Source organism: Marinomonas sp. SBI8L, from assembly GCF_001624705.1.
Lineage (GTDB): Bacteria > Pseudomonadota > Gammaproteobacteria > Pseudomonadales > Marinomonadaceae > Marinomonas.
The window spans coordinates 164,205-183,263 of record NZ_JSEO01000009.1; the positions used below are offsets into that span (position 1 = coordinate 164,205).

Annotated in this window: 16 protein-coding genes and 1 riboswitch; of the genes, 8 read left to right on the forward strand and 8 right to left on the reverse strand. The window is 42.7% G+C overall.

Translation table 11 applies throughout. The features are described from left to right. Positions 1–114: 114 nt before the first annotated feature. The 3 genes from OA91_RS14890 to OA91_RS14900 all read right to left on the reverse strand — a co-directional run bounded on the left by OA91_RS14890 (position 115) and on the right by OA91_RS14900 (position 3,037). Positions 115–687, reverse strand: coding sequence for a hypothetical protein (locus tag OA91_RS14890; RefSeq protein ID WP_063339062.1), 573 nt, complete (start codon positions 685–687; stop codon positions 115–117). A gap of 87 nt (positions 688–774) precedes the next feature. Next, positions 775–2,268, reverse strand: coding sequence for an ATP-binding protein (locus OA91_RS14895; RefSeq protein ID WP_082827963.1), 1,494 nt, complete (start codon positions 2,266–2,268; stop codon positions 775–777). Beyond that, positions 2,246–3,037 (reverse strand): response regulator, encoded by a 792-nt coding sequence (locus OA91_RS14900; protein WP_063339063.1) that lies wholly within the window; start codon positions 3,035–3,037, stop codon positions 2,246–2,248. Before OA91_RS14900 ends, OA91_RS14895 begins: the two co-directional genes overlap by 23 nt. A 209-nt stretch (positions 3,038–3,246) precedes the next feature. On the opposite strand from OA91_RS14900, the gene OA91_RS14905 reads away from it, so the two are divergent. The 7 genes from OA91_RS14905 (at position 3,247) to OA91_RS14935 (ending at position 12,318) form a co-directional block, all read left to right on the forward strand. After that, complete coding sequence (locus tag OA91_RS14905; protein WP_063339064.1) at positions 3,247–4,215, forward strand: carbohydrate kinase family protein; 969 nt, start codon at positions 3,247–3,249, stop codon at positions 4,213–4,215. Positions 4,216–4,653: 438 nt separating this feature from the next. Beyond that, a complete protein-coding gene (locus OA91_RS14910) occupies positions 4,654–6,012 on the forward strand; it encodes an ABC transporter substrate-binding protein (RefSeq protein WP_063339065.1) in 1,359 nt (452 codons plus the stop codon). A 122-nt stretch (positions 6,013–6,134) separates the two neighbouring features. After that, positions 6,135–7,145, forward strand: coding sequence for a carbohydrate ABC transporter permease (locus OA91_RS14915; RefSeq protein ID WP_063339066.1), 1,011 nt, complete (start codon positions 6,135–6,137; stop codon positions 7,143–7,145). Position 7,146: 1 nt separating this feature from the next. Then, on the forward strand, positions 7,147–8,292 hold the full coding sequence (locus tag OA91_RS14920) for a carbohydrate ABC transporter permease (protein WP_063339067.1): 1,146 nt from the start codon (positions 7,147–7,149) through the stop codon (positions 8,290–8,292). A 104-nt stretch (positions 8,293–8,396) separates the two neighbouring features. After that, a complete protein-coding gene (locus tag OA91_RS14925; protein ID WP_063339068.1) occupies positions 8,397–9,497 on the forward strand; it encodes an ABC transporter ATP-binding protein in 1,101 nt (366 codons plus the stop codon). A 45-nt stretch (positions 9,498–9,542) separates the two neighbouring features. Further along, positions 9,543–11,162: an alpha-glucosidase family protein gene (locus OA91_RS14930; RefSeq protein ID WP_063339069.1), complete on the forward strand. Its 1,620-nt coding sequence runs from the start codon at positions 9,543–9,545 to the stop codon at positions 11,160–11,162. Positions 11,163–11,262: 100 nt separating this feature from the next. Further along, entirely contained in the window at positions 11,263–12,318 is a 1,056-nt protein-coding gene (locus OA91_RS14935) for a LacI family DNA-binding transcriptional regulator (protein WP_046015293.1), read from the forward strand. 83 nt (positions 12,319–12,401) lie between these two features. Here the strand turns inward: OA91_RS14935 and exaC are convergent, their stop codons facing one another. Beyond that, positions 12,402–13,922, reverse strand: coding sequence for an acetaldehyde dehydrogenase ExaC (gene exaC / locus OA91_RS14940; protein WP_063339070.1), 1,521 nt, complete (start codon positions 13,920–13,922; stop codon positions 12,402–12,404). Positions 13,923–14,173: 251 nt separating this feature from the next. On the opposite strand from exaC, the gene OA91_RS14945 reads away from it, so the two are divergent. Beyond that, positions 14,174–15,121 carry an AraC family transcriptional regulator N-terminal domain-containing protein gene (locus OA91_RS14945; protein WP_046015861.1) on the forward strand — a complete coding sequence of 316 codons (948 nt, stop codon included), beginning with the start codon at positions 14,174–14,176 and terminating at the stop codon, positions 15,119–15,121. On the opposite strand, the gene OA91_RS14950 is transcribed toward OA91_RS14945, so the two are convergent. The 4 genes from OA91_RS14950 to hemW form a co-directional block, all read right to left on the reverse strand. After that, the gene (locus tag OA91_RS14950) at positions 15,107–16,165 is read right to left on the reverse strand and encodes a patatin-like phospholipase family protein (RefSeq protein WP_063339071.1); all 1,059 of its coding nucleotides are present in this window, start codon (positions 16,163–16,165) and stop codon (positions 15,107–15,109) included. The two genes, OA91_RS14945 and OA91_RS14950, sit on opposite strands and share 15 nt — an antisense overlap. Positions 16,166–16,192: 27 nt before the next feature. Next, positions 16,193–16,762, reverse strand: a complete 570-nt coding sequence (locus OA91_RS14955; protein WP_063339072.1) for a TMEM165/GDT1 family protein — start codon at positions 16,760–16,762, stop codon at positions 16,193–16,195. Between the two features lie 5 nt (positions 16,763–16,767). Then, positions 16,768–16,958: riboswitch (yybP-ykoY riboswitch) on the reverse strand. A 33-nt stretch (positions 16,959–16,991) separates the two neighbouring features. Continuing rightward, on the reverse strand, positions 16,992–17,861 hold the full coding sequence (locus OA91_RS14960) for a hypothetical protein (RefSeq protein WP_063339073.1): 870 nt from the start codon (positions 17,859–17,861) through the stop codon (positions 16,992–16,994). Between the two features lie 27 nt (positions 17,862–17,888). Then, positions 17,889–19,055: a radical SAM family heme chaperone HemW gene (hemW, locus tag OA91_RS14965; RefSeq protein ID WP_063339074.1), complete on the reverse strand. Its 1,167-nt coding sequence runs from the start codon at positions 19,053–19,055 to the stop codon at positions 17,889–17,891. Between the last annotated feature and the right edge of the window lie 4 nt (positions 19,056–19,059).

Below are 19,059 nucleotides of genomic sequence, written 5' to 3' on the forward strand. Positions count from 1 at the left end.
ATAAATTCATCTTAAATGAAATTCATCCTTTGAATCTATTACTTATTTCGCCAGACACAAAGAATGTCTAAATTCTAAAAAGAGGGTATTTAATGACTAAAACGTGCAATCACACTATTTCTTAGTTTGCTCTGGAAAGGTTTCTCTCAGTTTCTTTTTAACTTCACTGGCGGCACCTTTAGGGCTATCTCCTTGCCATGACCAAGACTCAGTATGAAACTGATATGCCTTGTAGTTCTGGCTTTTAGCTTCACCTTTAACAAAATGGCTGAGACAGAGCACTGTGACAAGCGGTTTGTCTTGATGCCAAAAAAAAGCGGCATTTGAATTGAATAAGCGCCACTCATGACATAATTCGAACTCTAGTTTCAATAGGGATAAATGCTTTGAAAAGACTGGCATTTCAGTTTTTGAATAATCAAGAGAGATTTCTGATTTTGATTCATCTAATATTGATTCTTCCTCCTCGGTCGAAGAGTGGGCTATATCTTCTTGGTGCGTACTAGGGTGTTCTGGGTGAACAACGTCTGTGACGACTGAGTGGATTTGCATCTTCTTTTCTTGAGGCTGGGTTGGCTCGTTAGAGCGGCTATCTCTAGCTTGTCTCTCTTGTTCTTCTTGGTGCTCTTTTCTTTTTACTAAAATAAAAATGATGATAAATAGACTTATCGCAAATAATAACCACATGATGCGGACCCAACTTAAGTGTATTGCTTAAGTATAGACGGGCTTGGGAAGAAGTAAGCTGGGGTCGCACATAGCTTATAACCCGTTTTAGTGTAGCGGCAGAATGAGTTTCGCTTCTAGGCCGCCTTCTGGACGGTTAATCAGATGAACTTCGCCCCCATGGGCGCGTGCAATATTACGGGCAATACTTAAACCAAGGCCCATGCCACTTGGGTGATTAGCATGTTTAATTGTTAGTCGAGTATAAGGTTGAAAGACCTTTTCCATTTTTTCAGTTGGAATCCCTGGCCCTTCATCTAGTATGCGAATTGTTACCAGCTCATCATCATTATCTAACTCAACTTTTACCCTTTCACCGTAATACAAGCCATTATCTATCAGGTTAGTTAAACAGCGTTTTATAGCGAGAGGTTTACCGATATAAGGCTGATCAAGTTCACCACTTAATTGCATGTTTCTTTGGGCTAATTGAGCGCTATTTTGCAAATCCTTGAGCATTTTTAAGATGTTTATTTCGACACGGTTTTCATGGATATCTGTCTCTTTCACACTTTGCAGAGCACCTTTTACCAGCATATCCAGATCTTCTAAATCACGTACCATGGCTTCTCGGGTGCCTTCTTCGTCTACCATTTCGGCCCTAAGCCTTAATCGAGTAATGGGGGTTTTTAAATCATGGGAAATAGACGCGAAGAGGCGTTCTCTGTCATCAAGGTAACGTTGAATACGGGTTTGCATTGCATTAAAAGCATGTGCGGTATTACGTATCTCTTCACTGCCCACTTCTTCGACAGGTTGATAATCTCCCTGACCGAAAGACTCCGCAGCTCTCGCTAATTTGGCTAAAGGTTTAGTCACGCGACGAATAATCAAGAAGCTTAATAACAGCACTGTCATGATAGAAATGGCGAGAGAAAATAGTCTGTCATTAGAGATGGGAGATGAGCCATCCAGAAAATAAGGATCAGGCATCAAGGTGGCTAAATAGAGCCAATCTTTTTCGTTGATCGGGATTTGTATCACCAAAATAGGGGGCGTTAAAGGTTTTACTAATAAACTGTGATGACCCCATCTTTCAGGTAAATCTGACAGGCGAGTGTGGTTATTAATGACATGCAAATCATCAGGGCTAGAAAAGGCTATTTTAGGGTTAGTAATGCCCAGCTGTTTTGCCAAGGTGTTGCGAAACTCTTCAATCACCACATTTTGTAGCGGCGATTCTTCAAGTTCATTAATGAGTATCTCTTCATTATTGACCGTAACAAAGAAACGAGTTCCCCCCATCTCCTGCAATTGGTCTATGACGATATGGCGATAGTTCTGGGGCAAAGAGGAAAAGTAGCTAATAGTGGAAGCAACACGAAAGGCCATGGGTTGGGCCACTTCTCTGACGTTTTGCTCCGCATCAGCAGCAAGCTGCTTAAGCCAAATTGTAGAACTCACCAATTGGGCGATCGTCACCCCTAAGGCGAGAATAATAAGAATCTGTCCGGTTAAGGAACTGGGTAAGCGGCGAAACTTGCTAATGGCATGTTTCACCTTGTGCTTAAGGGATGAATTAGATGGCGACTGAGTTGGCATCTTGGCAGTCCACATCGACAGTCAGTATATAGCCTTCACCACGTATGGTTTTGATGAGCTGAGGATGTCTTGCATCTTCATGCAAGCGCTGGCGCAAGCGGCTGATATGCACATCAATAAATCTATCCAGTGGGGCACTGTCTCGACCGCGTGTATTCTCAGCGATAAAGTCTCGACTAAGCACTGTGCCAGGATGGTTTAAAAACAGCATAAGCAGGTTGTAATCAGCGCCTGATAACGCTGCTACAGAGCCATCTTCATGGCTTAGTTCTCTAGACAGAGTGTCTAAACAGAAGTCAGCAAAACGGAAATGCTTTTGAATGCAGGGGGTAGATTTTGCACCATTGCTCTCGTTTGGAATATCCGCCTGGGTATCAAGGTTGCTTGTTGATATCTGCTCGATACGGCGAAATATCGCCTTCATTCTGGCCAAGAGTTCTCTTGGGTTGAATGGCTTGGCGAGGTAATCGTCTGCCCCAATTTCTAATCCTATAATTCGATCCATCTCATCTGAGTTCGCCGTGAGCATAATCACAGGTACAAGAGACTTCATTCGTAGGGAGCGGCAAACAGAAAAGCCATCTTCTCCAGGAAGCATAATATCGAGGATGATAAGGTCAGCAGCTGAATCTTGTTCAAAATCTGCTAAAAAAGATTCACCTGAATCGGCAGTGCGAACATTAAATTGATGCTTTTCTAAATATGTTTTCAGTAGATTGCGAATTTCTGCATCGTCATCGACGACAAATACCGTTTTAGATCGAGTCATACATCTCTTCTATTTATATTGATGATCGTCTGCTGATATAGGAATAGCGGCATCTTTTGAGTTTAACAAGAATTGAATGGATAACCAATTTGTCTCTAATTAAATAAATTAAGTTGATTTAATTAAGCTTAACTTTCATACTCAAGCCATAAGGTTAAATTCGTACAGATTTTAATCAGAACTTCTAGTTATCCCATGTGAGAGAGCCCATGCAAAACACAAAACTCATCGCCTTTGGTGAAGCCTTAATCGATTTCTTATCAAGTAAAACAGCTAATGAAGGCCAGGAGGAATCCTTTGTAAAGTATCCAGGTGGTGCGCCTGCTAATGTGGCGGTTGCTGCTGCTAAGCTAGGCGTGAATAGCCATTTTGTGGGGCAAGTGGGGGACGATAGCTTTGGTCACTTCTTGGCAGATTGCTTAGCAGGTTATGGCGTACAAATTGAGAATATGCGTTTTAGTAAAGAGGCGAAGACTGCGCTAGCTTTTGTCAGTCTGGATAATGAGGGTGAACGTACCTTTGAGTTTTATCGACAAGCCTCAGCAGATATTCTATATCGCGCTGAATATTTTAACGCTGATTGGTTTAAGGAGAGTCAGGGGGTTTTCCATACCTGCTCTAATACCTTAACAGACGAGAATATTACTCAGGCTACTTTAGCTGGCATGGCAATGGCTGAAGAGGCTGGCTGGTTAATCTCTTGTGATGTGAACTTGCGCAGTAACCTGTGGCCAGACCATAAGCCTAATACGCAAAGAGTCATTGACTGGATGATGCAGGCTCATGTTATTAAGGCGAGCTTAGAAGAGCTGGCTGAATTAACTCAAGATCCAATGGATCTGATTAAGCAAACCTTAACAAATCAGACTCAAATTTTTGTGTTAACTGATGGGGCCAAAAGCGTGCGTTACTTTACTCGCTCGCATACCGGTGAAGTTGCAACACCTAAAGTCGAGGTAAAGGATACAACCGCAGCGGGTGATGCATTTGTCGGTGGTTTATTAGCGCAACTTATTCGTCTTGCTCCTAGTGTTCAAGCTTGTGCAGAATTAGCTGAACAAGACTGGCAAAGTATTATTCAATATGCCGTTGCTTCAGGTGCCTGTGCGGTAACAGAGTTTGGTGCTTATCCAGCATTACCGAACCAAGAACAAGTAAATGCTATCTTGATAAATTAAGTACTTCTTAAAACGATTAAGAATAAAAAATGATCAGTTTTAAACAAAAAGTAGTTAAAAACCTCAAGAAAAGAAAAAAGTTAAATCTTAAGAAAGCTGCTTAAATTTTAAGCAGCTTTAATCTGAACCTGATTACACCTCTCCAAAAAAATACAAAGCCTCAAAATTAGAGTTTTTAAGATATTGATCTATAATGTCTTTATTTTCTATTCTTAAAATGAATAAATCCCTCACTTTCTTACTAATCTTTTTCTATCTTTACTTAACTTTAAATTAAGACAAATTTAAGTGCTAAGTTAACTTGAAAGCCCAAACCTCATTGTTAATAATTTACGAATCTTCTTAATCCTTATAGAAGATTAAAAAAGCAAAATTTGTTTAAGCATAATAAAAATAAAGGTCAGTTAGTTTTATCTAATAGGCCATGAAGGAGTGACAATGAAGAAGTCTCTGTTATCCGCCACAATTGCCCTAGCAATAGGTGCTGTATCTGCTCAAACCTCTGCACAATCTCTTATTTTTAAACCTAATGAAGATTCCCGTTTTAACTGGGCCTCTTACGAAGCGCTTAAATCCACAGACCTATCTGGTGAAACTGTGACAGTTTTTGGCCCTTGGTTAGGTGATGAAAAAGCCTCATTTGAAAGTGTTATCGCATACTTTGAAGAGGCAACCGGAGCAAAAGTAAATTATGCTGGCTCTGACTCTTTTGAGCAGCAAATTGTTATTGATACACAGGCGGGTAGTGCGCCAAACATTTCTATTTTCCCTCAGCCTGGATTAGCCGCTGACCTTGCTTCTAAAAACCTTTTAACACCGCTTGATAACAAGACGGGTGACTGGGTCAAAGAAAACTATGCTGCTGGACAATCTTGGGTTGATCTTGCGACCTTTAAAAACAAGCAAAACGAAGAAAACCTATACGGTGTTTTCTACCGTGCTGACTTGAAGTCTCTTGTTTGGTACTCACCAGAAAACTTCGCGGATGCTGATTATGAGATCCCTGAAACCATGGAAGAGTTAAAAGAATTAACTCAAGAGATTGTTGCCGACGGCGGCACACCTTGGTGTATCGGTCTGGGTTCAGGTGCAGCGACTGGCTGGCCAGCAACTGACTGGGTAGAAGATCTATTATTACGTACTCAATCACCAAGTGTTTATGACCAGTGGGTGAGTAATGAAATCAAGTTTAATGATCCTCGTGTGGTTGAAGCAATTGAAGACTTTGGTTGGTTTATCCGTAACGATGACCATGTTGATGGCGGTAGCCGAGCAGTCGCTGCGACTGATTTCCGTGATAGCCCTAAAGGTCTATTTGCATCACCACCAAAATGTTACATGCACAGACAAGCGTCTTTCATTCCTGCTTTCTTCCCAGAAGATACGGTTTTGGGTCTAGATGCTGACTTCTTCTACTTCCCTTCTTATGAATCTAAAGGTCTAGGTAACCCAGTATTGGGTGGCGGTACTATGCTGAGTATCACTAAAGATTCTAAAGGCGCTCGTGCTTTCATGGACTTTATCCGCACACCGATTGCTCATGAAATCTGGATGGCTCAGAAGAGTTTCTTGACTGCTCATAAAGGCGTCAATATTGATTTGTATTCTTCTGAATCAGCGAAAAAACAAGGTGAGATCTTACGTTACTCAACCACTTTCCGTTTTGATGGCTCTGACCTGATGCCAGGTAAAATTGGTGCGGGCTCTTTCTGGACTGGCATGGTCGATTATGCCGGCGGTAAAGATGCAAAAACCGTAGCAACAGAGATCCAAAATAACTGGGATACCTTGAAGTAACCCTAGCAATACCCTTAGTTCATAAACAGACTCCTAGTACCCCTATGCTCTAGGGGTCTGTTATCGTCTCACCTTTGAATGACTGGTTTTACGACTGGTTGTTTCTTCGGAATGGAGGTCCCATGGGACAACTCATTTCTGCTTTGTTTGTCATGTCTATCGGTGTTTTAGGCTGTGCTGTTTATTTTTATGGCTCAAACCTATTACTCGATTTTTGCTTTCCAACAAAGAATCGCCCTCATTTAGTGATAGCTAGAAACCTACGCATTACCAACACTATTCGACCATGGTTGTTTATTGGACCGGCGTTATTAGCACTTGGCTTTTATCTCATTTTTCCTGTATTTGACTCTTTACGTTTGTCTTTCTTAGATAGAACCGGTGAAAACTTTATTGGTTTTGATAACTATCGCTGGCTTTTTTCGAGCGCCGAATTCTTTGAATCATTTAAAAACAACATGCTATGGCTGATTGTTGTGCCAACAGCCGCAACCTTTTTAGGTTTAGTGATAGCAACCATGACGGACCGTATTTGGTGGGGCAATATTGCTAAGAGTTTGATCTTTATGCCGATGGCCATTTCCTTTATTGGTGCTTCGGTTATTTGGAAATTTATTTATGATTTTCGCAGTGGAGACGATGCGCAAATCGGTCTATTAAATGCCATAGTGGTTTTCTTTGGTGGCGAGCCTCAAGCTTGGATCACCATGCCTTTTTGGAACAACTTCTTCCTGATGGCTATCCTGATTTGGATTCAGACAGGTTTTGCCATGGTTATTCTATCTGCTGCACTACGTGGTATTTCAGAAGAGACCATTGAAGCTGCCGTGCTAGATGGTGCCAACGGTGTGCAGATTTTCTTCCGCATTATGGTGCCACAAATCTGGGGCACAATCGCAGTAGTGTGGACCACGATTACCATCTTGGTACTTAAGGTCTTTGATATCGTACTCGCCATGACAAATGGTCAATGGAATACCCAAGTATTGGCTAACCAGATGTTTGATTGGATGTTTAGGGGCGGCGGTGACTCAGGCCGTGGCGCTGTTATCGCTATTATCATCATGGTCCTTGTAATTCCTATCATGGTTTGGAATATCCGCCGTGCCAATGCTGAAATGGAGGGCCGTTAATATGGTTTCATCTGCAAATACTCGTTCCCCATTAACATTTGTTGTGCACCTTACGGTTCTTTTCCTTGTGGTGATGTGGACAATTCCTACTGCTGGCCTGTTTATCTCTTCGATTCGAGATAAGGATCAGCTATCTGTTTCTGGCTGGTGGACTGCATTATCTGCTTCAGAGCAGCGTTTGGTAACACGGATTGAGATACCTAAAGATCAAACCATGGAAAATGGTGTTTATGTGATCCGTGGTAATGTTTTCACCCAAGCTGGCGACAGCAGTGTTCAGCAGTTTGGTTATAGCTCACTTAAGCCACAAGCCTTTGAAGCCGGCACGAAAGCACAAATGAAAAGAGGTAAAACTCTCATAGTGCAAGCCAATGGTGACTATGTGATTACGTCACCTAAAGCCTTTAAAGGGCGAGGTCAGCGTGTTTTCTACACAGCCGAAGTACCGCCTCGATTTACCTTAGATAACTATCGTGAAGTACTGACATCAGAAGGTTTGGGTAAGTCCTTTATTAACTCTCTTACTGTGACTATCCCTGCAACCATCATCCCCATACTGATGGCCGCATTTGCAGCTTATGCCTTAGCTTGGATGAAGTTTCCTGGACGCGCCTTAATGGTTGCTGCTGTGGTGGGACTCTTAGTTGTACCTCTGCAAATGTCTCTAATTCCCTTATTGCGTTCTTATAATGTGATTGGTGAATTTTTAGGTACAGGGTCGAAAACCTATGTGGGAATTTGGTTAGCGCACACGGCTTTTGGTTTGCCTTTAGCTATCTATCTATTGCGTAACTATATTGCTGGATTACCCCGAGAAATTATTGAATCGGCACGTGTTGATGGTGCTTCTGAATTCGATATCTTCAGAAAAATTATTTTGCCTTTGTCGTTTCCTGCATTGGCATCCTTCTCCATTTTCCAATTCTTATGGGTATGGAATGACTTATTAATCGCGATGGTTTTCCTTGGTAACAATGAAGAACAACTGGTGTTAACTGGCCGTCTGCGTGAATTATTAGGGTCACGAGGAGGTAATTGGGAAATCCTAACTGCATCCGCCTTTATCACTATTATAGTGCCATTGTGCGTGTTTATTGGTTTGCAGCGATTCCTTGTAAGAGGTTTGTTATCGGGTTCAGTGAAATAGATTTTGACCAAATTAACCGGTCCACTGAAAGATAAATTACGACTAACAATTTTTAGAATTTAAGACGTTAGCCGACTAAGGCTAAGCGGATAAAGAGGCAACAAATGGCAGATTTAAAACTAACGAATGTGAAAAAAATCTACGATAACAACGTAGAAGTCATGCGCGATATTAATCTAGACATCAAGCAAGGTGAGTTCATCGTGTTTGTTGGGCCATCAGGCTGCGGTAAGTCCACCTTGCTACGTATGATCTCTGGACTAGAAAGCATTTCAGGCGGTACTTTGGAGATTGATGGGGATGTCGTAAATGACATTCCACCTGCCTTACGCGGTATCGCCATGGTATTCCAAAGTTACGCTTTGTACCCGCATATGACAGTGTACGACAACATGGCGTTTAGCTTACAAATTGCCAAGGTAAACAAAGAAGAGATAGATAAGCAGGTACGTAAAGCCGCTGATATGTTGCAGCTTACTAGCTATTTAGACCGTCTACCTAAAGCGCTTTCTGGTGGACAACGCCAACGTGTGGCGATTGGTCGTGCCATTGTTCGCCAGCCTAAAGTTTTCTTGTTTGATGAACCGCTTTCTAACCTAGATGCTGCCCTTCGCGTGGCGACTCGTATGGAAATCGCCAATCTAAAAGAAAGCATGCCTGAATCTACCATGATTTACGTAACTCATGATCAGGTTGAGGCGATGACCTTAGCTGACCGTATCGTGCTTTTATCTGCGGGTAACATAGAACAAGTTGGTGCACCGCTGGATCTTTATGAAAACCCTGCCAATGTTTTTGTGGCGAAATTTATAGGCTCTCCAGCCATGAATATCATGCCTGCCACTATTACTAATTCAGAAAATGACGCTGAGCTTACTTTGAATACAGGTCACCTTGTGCAAATGCCGATTCGTTTGAACTCAAGTGAGAAAGGGCTTTTAGCACAATTTGGTGTGCGTCCTGAAGATTTAACAGTTTGTCAATCTGAGGCTGATACTGTTGTGGTTGAAGGGGATGTGTCCTTTGTGGAATCCCTAGGTGAGGCCACACTTTTATATGTAAAAACCCAAGAAGGAGCGGAACTTGTAGTCGCTAAGTTGGCAGGCACATTGCAATACAAACGAGGCGATAAGGTTTCCTTAACAGCTAAACCCGAAAAAATGCATTTGTTTAATGCGGCAGGCGATAACTATCGTCGGCTGTAAAACAAACTTAACTAATAACGACTGATTTACTTATTGGAGCGTCTAATGACAACCAACTTAAACTGGTGGAAGGGCGGTATCATCTACCAAATATATCCACGTAGTTTTATGGACTTAAATGGTGATGGTGTGGGCGATATCGCTGGCATCACAACTAAACTGGATTATGTAGCCTCTCTAGGCGTGGATGCAATTTGGTTGTCACCTGTGTTCACCTCGCCAATGAAGGACTTTGGCTATGATGTGTCAAACTATCGTGATATTGACCCTTTGTTTGGCTCGTTAGACGACTTCAAAAAAATGATAGCTCGTGCCCATGAATTAAATCTAAAGGTAATGGTAGATCAGGTGTTGAGCCATTCTGCTGAGTCTCACCCTTGGTTTGAAGAAAGTCGCCAGGACAAAACCAATGATAAAGCTGATTGGTATGTTTGGGCTGATCCTAAGCCAGACGGCTCACCACCAAATAACTGGTTATCTATCTTTGGTGGCAGTGCTTGGCAATGGGACAGCCGCCGTTTGCAGTACTATTTGCATAACTTCTTAACCAGTCAGCCGGATATTAACTTCCATTGTGCTGCTGCGCGCCAAGCTCAGCTAGATAATATGCGCTTTTGGCTAGAACTAGGTGTAGATGGTTTCCGTCTAGATACTGTGAACTTCTACTACCATAGTGAAGGCTTAGAAGATAACCCACCAGTGCCGGAAGGTGAGCCAAAAACCATGGGCGCACCACATGATAATCCTTACACATATCAACGACATGTGTATGATATCAGCCGTCCAGAAAACCTCGGCTTCTTGCAAGATCTACGTAGCCTGATGGATGAGTTCCCAGGCAGCACTACGGTAGGTGAGCTAGGGGATGATTTTCCGCTAGAGCGCATGGCAGAATACACTTCTGGTGGTGATAAGTTACATATGGCTTATACCTTTGATTTGCTAAATACGCCACATTCACCGACTTACATTCGTGATGTCCTGAAGAATATGCAAGACATAGTGGGTGATGGTTGGCCTTGTTGGGCGCTTTCTAACCATGATGTTGTGCGTTCGGCAACACGTTGGGGTGAAGGTGAAGATGCGATTGCTTATCCTTTGGTCGCGCTTGCTTTGATTACCTCTTTACGTGGTAGTGTCTGCCTTTATCAAGGTGAAGAGCTAGGTTTACCAGAAGCGGATGTGCCTTTTGAGCGTATTCAAGATCCTTACGGTATTCCTCTTTGGCCTGTGTTTAAAGGCCGTGATGGCTGTCGTACACCTATGGTATGGAATAAAGAAGAACAAGGCGGTTTCTCTACGACTGAGCCTTGGTTACCTGTTGATGACAGACACCTTGCTTTGTCTGTGGCAGAGCAAGAAGCTAACCCTGCTTCCTTGTTACATAAGGTTCGCCAACTTATTAAATGGCGTCAGGCTCAGCCTGAGTTATTAAATGGTGAATTGACACAAGTTGAAGTAAACAACCAAGACTTGATTGCTTACGTACGTGAGTATGAAGGCCAAAAAGTTCTGGTTGTAATTAACATGACAAAAGACGCGCAAACGGCAGACTTGTCTATGCCTGTGACTGATGTATTAGAAGGTCATGGCTTTACAGCAAGTTTGGATGAGCAAGTGCTAAGTTTACCTGCTTACCAAGCATTTTATGCGCGTATTGATTAATAAGCCTGAAAAGGTTTATTAAAACAGCTTTTAGTCTGTTAGTAGGAAGCCAGTGACATGTCACTGGCTTCTCGTCTTCCACTAATAATAAGAAGATATTATGAAAGCTAACTTACCTAGACGATTAACCCTTAAAGATGTTGCTGCTAGATTAAAGGTCTCTACCGCGACAATTTCAAATGCCTTTAACCGCCCTGATCAACTTTCGGCTGAACTTAGAACCAGCATTTTGAAAGAGTGTGAAGACATAGGTTATTTTGGCCCTAACGCGGCAGCACGCAGTTTACGTACGGGTCGTACGGGTATTGTTGGCATAGTTTTGTCCGACAAACTGAGTTATAGCATGTCAGACCCTGTTGCCAGCCAATTTTTACGTGGTATGGCAGAAGTGCTAGACGCCCATGATTATAATATGTTGCTCCTCTCATCCCATGATGCCGAGCAAGATGTTCAAACCCGTATGCAATCTTCCATGGTGGATGGTTTTATTGTGTATGGTCATAAACCCCAGCAATTTGCTAATGCCCCTTGGTCACTTCCTAATAAACATACGATAGCGGTAGACAGTTTTATCCCTGGTTGTGCTTCGGTAAACGTTGAAAACTATGAAGGGGCAAAAGAGATCACCCTACACGCCCTTAAGCGTCAACCTAAAGGGGTGGCTGTTCTTGGTCTAGCGCTATTAGATACTAACCGAGTGTGTCGTATTCGTGATGATGAATTACTCGATGCAGCGGCTTCGATTTCGATTCGTCGCTTGCATGGTTACATGGATGCCTTAAAAGAGTGTGATTATGAAATCAGCTCTGAAAACATTTGGAATATTCCAGAGAGCAGTCACAAGCTAGCTCATCAAGCGGCACGTGAAGCACTGGGTATGATAGATAGACCCGAACTTATTATCTGTATGAGTGACATTATTGCGATTGCCACAGTCCAAGTTGCTCAGCAAATGGGTTTGAAAGTGCCAGAAGATGTGAATGTTGTTGGCTTTGATGGCATCCCTGAAAGTGCCAGTATTCATCCAACTATCACCACAGTGCATCAACAAAATGAAGAAAAAGGCCGAGTCGCAGCAGAGCTCTTTTTAGGCTTAAGAGAAGCGAAAGACGAAGTACTGCAAACCGAACTTGTAGTACGAGAAAGCTGCCCATAAAAAAGCACGCCTAAGTGATGACTTAGGCGTGCTTCGTTTTATTAACCTTGGCTTTTTAAATCAGCCAAGGTTATGTTGATATCTTAGAAGAAACCAAGTGGGTTAGTGTCATAACTCACGAGTAGGTTTTTTGTCTGTTGGTAATGCTCAAGGGCGAGTTTATGGGTTTCACGGCCAATGCCTGATTTTTTATAGCCACCAAATGCCGCATGTGCTGGATAAGCATGGTAGCAGTTAGTCCAAATACGGCCTGCTTGAATACCTCGGCCCATTCTATAAGCGCGATTCATGTCACGAGTCCAGACACCAGCCCCCAAACCAAACTCAGTATCATTGGCGATACGTAGAGCTTCAGCTTCGTCTTTAAAGGTGGTAACACCCACAACAGGTCCAAAAATTTCTTCTTGGAAAATGCGCATATCATTGCTCCCTTTCATTAGGGTTGGTTGCACATAATATCCATTAGAGAAGTTACCGGATAAGCGTTCTGCATTACCACCAATGAGGAATTCCGCCCCTTCTTCGCGGCCAATATCCATGTAGCCCATGATTTTCTCAAACTGCTCTTGAGAGGCTTGAGCACCCACTTGTGTTTCTGTGTCTAACGGGTTACCACGTACGATAGATTGAGTACGTTTTACGACCATCTCGATAAACTCTGGGTAGATGCTTTCTTGGATCAAGGCTCTAGAAGGACAAGTACAGACTTCTCCTTGGTTGAAGAAGGCAAGTACTAGGCCTTCAACCGCTTTACTGACAAACTCATCTTCATGCTGCATCACATCTTCAAAATAGATGTTCGGTGACTTACCACCTAGCTCAACCGTAGAAGGGATAAGGTTCTCAGCGGCACAACGTAATATTTCTTGGCCAACAGGCGTTGAGCCAGTAAAGGCAATTTTTGCGATACGTGTGTTGGTGGATAGGGCACGACCCGCCTCAGCGCCATAACCATTAATCACGTTAATCACACCTGCTGGAACGAGATCAGAAATCAATTCCATCAAGACTAGAATAGTCGCAGGTGTTTGCTCAGCAGGTTTAAGTACGACACAGTTACCAGCTGCTAATGCTGGAGCAAGCTTCCAGGCCGCCATTAAAATAGGGAAGTTCCATGGGATGATTTGGCCAACGACACCTAGCGGTTCGTGTACATGGTAAGCCACTGTATTGCCATCAAGCTCAGCCATTGAACCTTCTTGAGAACGTAAGCAACCTGCGAAATAACGAAAGTGATCTGCAGCTAATGGAATATCTGCTGCAAGGGTTTCTCGTACCGCTTTACCATTATCCCAAGTTTCAGCGACAGCGAGTTTTTCGAGGTTCGCTTCGATGCGATCTGCAATTTTAAGTAACAGGTTAGAGCGCTCTGTCACAGATTGAGAGCCAAAAGCGTCTTTTGCTCTATGGGCTGCATCAAGTGCTAGTTCGACATCTTCTGCACTTGAACGTGGAATCTGGCAAAAGGCCTCGCCCGTCACTGGGCTGACATTGTCAAAGTATTGGCCTTTGACAGGAGCAACCCATTCGCCGCCAATGAAGTTGGCATATTTTTCTTTAAATTGAATAGGGGATTCTGGGTGACCAGGTGGTTGATAAATCATCTTCTAACTCCGTCTTTTTATTTTTGTTTAAGTGTGTATCTGCTACTTATGGCTAGTCGTAATCTTTCTCATCTCTGTCAAAATGATTGACGATGTTTTTGACTTGCTTTAAAACATCTTATGCTTGTTTTTCAAAAACCATTGCTCTGACAGTCCTAACCTTTGTTGTCTCAGTCCAAACTGAATACTTGAGTAAAAACCAAGGAAGGCTTGTAAGCTTAAAAATAATAAAAAGATGGCGAGGCGAATTGATGGCAGATTTAGCAGCACGATCTGTTTTAAAAGAGGCGAATAGCAATATCAGTAGGGCCAGATCTAATCCATTAAAAATGGTCGAGAATCGTATTGGCTTTGCTGGGCTAGAGTCTGAATTGAGTATTTATGATACCTACGAAAGTGCGAATAGAGTCGGACTAGATTCGGACGGTATTACCCTATGCGGCATGTTAACGGGAAAGAAGGTGGTGCATTGTGATGATGTGGCGTTCGATTTTTTGCCGCAACAATCCTTTGTCATGTCGCCTAATCAACATATTGATATCGATTTTCCCTTGGCGAAGGAGCAAGACCCAACGACTTGCTTAACGATCAATTTAAGCCAAGCTCGGATTCAGCAAATCTGTGATCAGCTTAACCTGAAGAATAAACCCATAGCCGAGATTGGTGAGTGGCGCTATCGTGACTCGGATAATCTGCATATGGATTTATCTCAACCGACTCAGTCCTTGCTAGAAAGGCTGGTTGCGCTTTATTCAGAAAACAGTGATGAGCGAGATCTCATGATAGAGCTTGGGATCTCCGAATTGACTGTGCGTATGTTACAGCAACAAGCCCGTAACTTTTTACTTAAGCAATTAGATTACGATCCCGAACTGACTGGCTTACATCGGGCCTTGCAACATATAGAAGATTACTTGGACTTGCCTTTAGATATGGAGCAATTGCAAAAACTTGCGTGCATGAGCCGCTCTAAGTTCTTCCAGCGTTTTAAACAACAGCTAGGTTGTACTCCTGGCGAGTATCAAATTCAAAGGCGTATTGAAGTCGCAGCAACCAAGTTGAAACAAGGGATGAGCGTGACGCAAGCCAGTATTGAAAGCGGCTTTCTTAATGTGTCTCATTTTAGCCGCCGTTTTTATTTAAGGTATGGTAAATCACCGACTGAATTTAAGCGTCTTGATAATCTAGACCAGAACTAGTGGCTTAATCCGGCTGATATCCTGTTTCTGAATCAGGTCATCTAGCTCTTCGGCTAATACCTGTGTCATTCTCATGACTTTTTGCCAGTAAGGGATGCGCTCTTCATCAGTCAGGTTTTTAAAATCATTACGATCTGGAATTTTTTGAAAAGGAAAAGATTCGATAAATTCAGCAGAAGGGCAAAGGATCACTGCCTTATCATAATGACTTGCCTGTGGTGTTCTGCTTAGGGACTTATCAAACCAACCCGCTTTGGGCTTAGCATCATAGTGAGGGTAGAGGATAAGCCCTTGATTATGAAAGTCTAAGTCAAAGTGGTAATCAATCAAGCCGCCATCTCGATACATGCCTTTAGGAGCCCCTGCTATATTGGCAATACCTTCCATGACAAGGGGAATTGAACCAGAAGCCAATAGGGCATCTTTAATATTTTCTTGAGTGAGTGTGATCTGTTGGGTGGGAATTTTAAACGGGTCACTGACTTGCAGCTTGCTATGGGCAGGCTGGAAAATAAAACGTTTAGACTGACTTGCAAGGTGTTGACGACCCAAGCGGTTTTTTACATAGCTTGAAAACATACCTGCTAGTTGTAAGCCTGTCTGTTCACTTGCGCTTAAACCTTGGCATTTGGCCACCACAAAATGAGCCTGATAGAGGGTGTTGTTGATAATTTCTTCTGCCCCTTTTTCGGCAAAAAGTTCATCGATAAGATCCCGTGTTTGTTGAGTGATTTGCTTAGCATCGGCCCCTTTTGCGTAACAGGTCTGAGAATAGATTCGGGCTAAATTCTCTAAGGCGTCTACTGGGTCTTTACGGGCAAAGCATGAGGCGCGAAATGCACCGGCACTAGAACCAATGAAATGTAAGGGTGTTTCTCTTTTATGGAAAAATTCGGCGATTAAATAGCTATCCAAAGCATAATGAGAAAACCATTTAGGGCCGCCGCTGGCACCTAAAAAGTGGCTAAATAGATGGCTCTGAAAACCTTCTTGCTGCAGCTGTGTTAATGCCTCTGGGCCAGCATGAATTTCTAATTTAGGCATTTCCCTATCCTTATCAATAACCTTTGATTATATCTTTAACATAGGTAAGCCTATGGTGGCGAGTCCTAAGAGTAAAAATAAAGCGCAAGCGAGACGGCGAGACTTATCTAAATTAATACGTTGCATCAGATAATTACCTGCATAAATCATAGGCAAATTAGCGAGCAGCATGCCCAGAGTCGAGCCAATCACAACTTGTAAGGTTTGTGGAAAGTTTGCGCCTAGAATGACAGTAGCGACCTGAGTCTTGTCGCCGATTTCAGCCAATGAAAACAGGATAAAGCTGGTAATGAAGGCTCCGTATTTAAAAAGCTTATTTTCATCGTCACCCTCTTTGTCTGGGATCAGTAACCAAAAGCCGACCGCAATGAAGCTCAAGCCAATTAACCAGGTTTGCCCATTGGCAGGTAATAAAGAGCTTAACCAGAGGCCAAAATACGCACTGATACCATGGTTGATTAAGGTGGCTAATAGAATCGCCATTATGATGGCATTTTTGGAGGCAAAACGCGTTGCAAGAAAGAGGGTCAGTAACTGAGTTTTATCGCCGATTTCAGCCAGAGTGACTGAGCTTAGAGATGCGATTAAGGCTTGCATATAAAGGTTCCTAATGTGGGCTAACTGACAATAAGACAAAACCCCGTCGCCCACATTGGAACAGGAATTTGTCTTAAGTCTCATTAATCCCAGTAGGACTTCTTTACCACGAACTTGAGGTTCGATTATGTTGATAAAGAACCTTGTCAGCTTTAATGTGCCACTGGCAAGGAAATTACTCCCTTAAGAGGGTCGAGATTCTAACACTATTTATGGACTAGTTTCGAGCCTAAAATGCATAATTTATTCTGGCACTTGGTCCATGGGTGATGCGCTTTAAACTTGAGAGTGATAACTCGTTATTGGTCGAATCAAATAGATCGAAGGGCCTTGCACTGAGCAGAATGTCACTTTGAACTTGGTAGCCAATATTCACTGCCAGTGAGTAGTTTTCATTTTTAAAACCGTAAAAGTAACCCAGTTCGTAGTTTCCTTGGGCACCATACAATAACCAGCTTTCACCATTCACTCCTTTGTTGCTTAAGGCATTGGCATTACTGGCTGTGGCTTGCGATAAACCTAAAACAGCAGAGGTAGAGAAGTACCAGTCCTTTCTCTCACCTTGTTCATCCGAATGAATATAGTGATAAATAGGATCATTATAGATACCAACGCCAAAGGTCGTGATTTTAAGGGCATCGTCTTGCAGGGTTTGATTGCTGTATTTAAATAGGTGTGGCACTTCACTGGTTCGATAGCCTGTTCCTAGCATCACACTTGAGTCTTTAAAGCGCTTTTTCAATATAAGCAGTTGCTTGTAGGTATTAAAAAAAGTGCCATCAGCGTTATCTGCATTCCCACTTGTGGTGCCGGCAATGACACCTTGATCAATCTGGAAAAAGTGCTCTTGCCAGACATAACTGATGGAAAATTCGCGTACTTCCTCTTCTTTATCTAGGCTAATATCCACTAAAACCGCAGGTTTGATCGGGCCTGAATAACCGTATTGAAAGGTTTGATACTGACTGTGATCTAACGCGTACTTTTGCTCGTCTGATTGCTTAAGCCAGCTATTCTCTTTAAGGCCAAACGAAAAGTATTGTTGGGCGTGGCTAACGGAAGCTAAGCCTAGGCTAAGTAATAGAAAAAACTTTGTCATATCCTTCCTTAGGTTCCCTAGCTGATGTTATAAAAACATTTCTAATAACTCGTTTAAAAAGAGTTTGCCTTTTTCTGTGGTGCAAATACGCTTTTGTTGCCAATCCTGAGCTTCTAATAAGCCTTTATCAACGGCTTCTTGTAGCTGCTTTAACAAGCTTTCAGGTGGTTGGTGTTGGCAAAACTGCTGATACTCTGCCAGATCGAAAGCTTCAAACAACCTTAACCTATTCATCATAAACTCAAACGGCATATCGTCTTTTTCAACGCTCTCTTTGATGCAAAGTGCTGCTGGTAAGTTTCCCAGATAATGGTTTGGATGGCGGGTTTTACGAGTACGAAAAATTTGACCATCGGCTAAGGTGATTTTACCGTGAGCACCGGCCCCTATGCCAAGGTAATCCCCGAAACGCCAGTAGTTTAAATTGTGTTTGGCTTGTCTGTTTACTTGCGAGTTGGCTGATACTTCATATTGCGCATAACCTTGTTTAGTTAACAGGGCTTGCCCTATATCTTGAATATGCCAAAGGGTATTATCTTCAGGAAGTTCAGGTGGACGACGGTAAAATTCAGTATTCGGTTCAATTGTTAATTGATACCAAGACAGGTGCTCTGGGGCTAATTTGATGGCAATTTCTAGATCTTCCATGGCCTGTTCGAGGGATTGATCAGGTAAGCCATGCATCAAATCAATATTGATATTATCAAAGCCGGCTTGGCGAGACTTATCCACAGCAGCTATCGCTTCTTCCCGATTGTGGATTCTTCCTAGGGTTTTCAACAGGTTTGGCTGAAAACTTTGAATGCCAATGGAGAGTCTATTGATGCCAGCTTTACGAAAATGAGTGAACTTCTCTTGCTCAAACGTACCAGGATTCGCTTCCATGGTAATTTCAGCATCAGACACAAAATCTAATCTTTGTTTTAAGCCTGACATCAATTGATAGTAGAAGTCAGCGCTCATTAAACTTGGCGTGCCGCCACCAATAAACATACTTTGAATTTGACGACCTTGCACATAGGCAAGGTCAACTTCTAGGTCTGCAAATAATTGCTTGAGGTACGCCGCTTCTGGTAGCTTGCCTTCCTCTTCAAAGCGGTCTGCCTGATGTGAATTGAAATCACAATAAGGGCACTTTCGAACACACCAAGGTAGGTGTACATAAAGGCTTAATGGCGGTAATAAATCTGGCATTGAA

Coding starts and splice junctions, on each gene's coding strand:
- OA91_RS14890 (WP_063339062.1), bottom strand. CDS start 687: ATGTGGTTATTATTTGCGATAAGTCTATTTATCATCATTTTTATTTTA.
- OA91_RS14895 (WP_082827963.1), bottom strand. CDS start 2,268: ATGCCAACTCAGTCGCCATCTAATTCATCCCTTAAGCACAAGGTGAAA.
- OA91_RS14900 (WP_063339063.1), bottom strand. CDS start 3,037: ATGACTCGATCTAAAACGGTATTTGTCGTCGATGACGATGCAGAAATT.
- OA91_RS14905 (WP_063339064.1), top strand. CDS start 3,247: ATGCAAAACACAAAACTCATCGCCTTTGGTGAAGCCTTAATCGATTTC.
- OA91_RS14910 (WP_063339065.1), top strand. CDS start 4,654: ATGAAGAAGTCTCTGTTATCCGCCACAATTGCCCTAGCAATAGGTGCT.
- OA91_RS14915 (WP_063339066.1), top strand. CDS start 6,135: ATGGGACAACTCATTTCTGCTTTGTTTGTCATGTCTATCGGTGTTTTA.
- OA91_RS14920 (WP_063339067.1), top strand. CDS start 7,147: ATGGTTTCATCTGCAAATACTCGTTCCCCATTAACATTTGTTGTGCAC.
- OA91_RS14925 (WP_063339068.1), top strand. CDS start 8,397: ATGGCAGATTTAAAACTAACGAATGTGAAAAAAATCTACGATAACAAC.
- OA91_RS14930 (WP_063339069.1), top strand. CDS start 9,543: ATGACAACCAACTTAAACTGGTGGAAGGGCGGTATCATCTACCAAATA.
- OA91_RS14935 (WP_046015293.1), top strand. CDS start 11,263: ATGAAAGCTAACTTACCTAGACGATTAACCCTTAAAGATGTTGCTGCT.
- exaC (WP_063339070.1), bottom strand. CDS start 13,922: ATGATTTATCAACCACCTGGTCACCCAGAATCCCCTATTCAATTTAAA.
- OA91_RS14945 (WP_046015861.1), top strand. CDS start 14,174: ATGGCAGATTTAGCAGCACGATCTGTTTTAAAAGAGGCGAATAGCAAT.
- OA91_RS14950 (WP_063339071.1), bottom strand. CDS start 16,165: ATGCCTAAATTAGAAATTCATGCTGGCCCAGAGGCATTAACACAGCTG.
- OA91_RS14955 (WP_063339072.1), bottom strand. CDS start 16,762: ATGCAAGCCTTAATCGCATCTCTAAGCTCAGTCACTCTGGCTGAAATC.
- OA91_RS14960 (WP_063339073.1), bottom strand. CDS start 17,861: ATGACAAAGTTTTTTCTATTACTTAGCCTAGGCTTAGCTTCCGTTAGC.
- hemW (WP_063339074.1), bottom strand. CDS start 19,055: ATGCCAGATTTATTACCGCCATTAAGCCTTTATGTACACCTACCTTGG.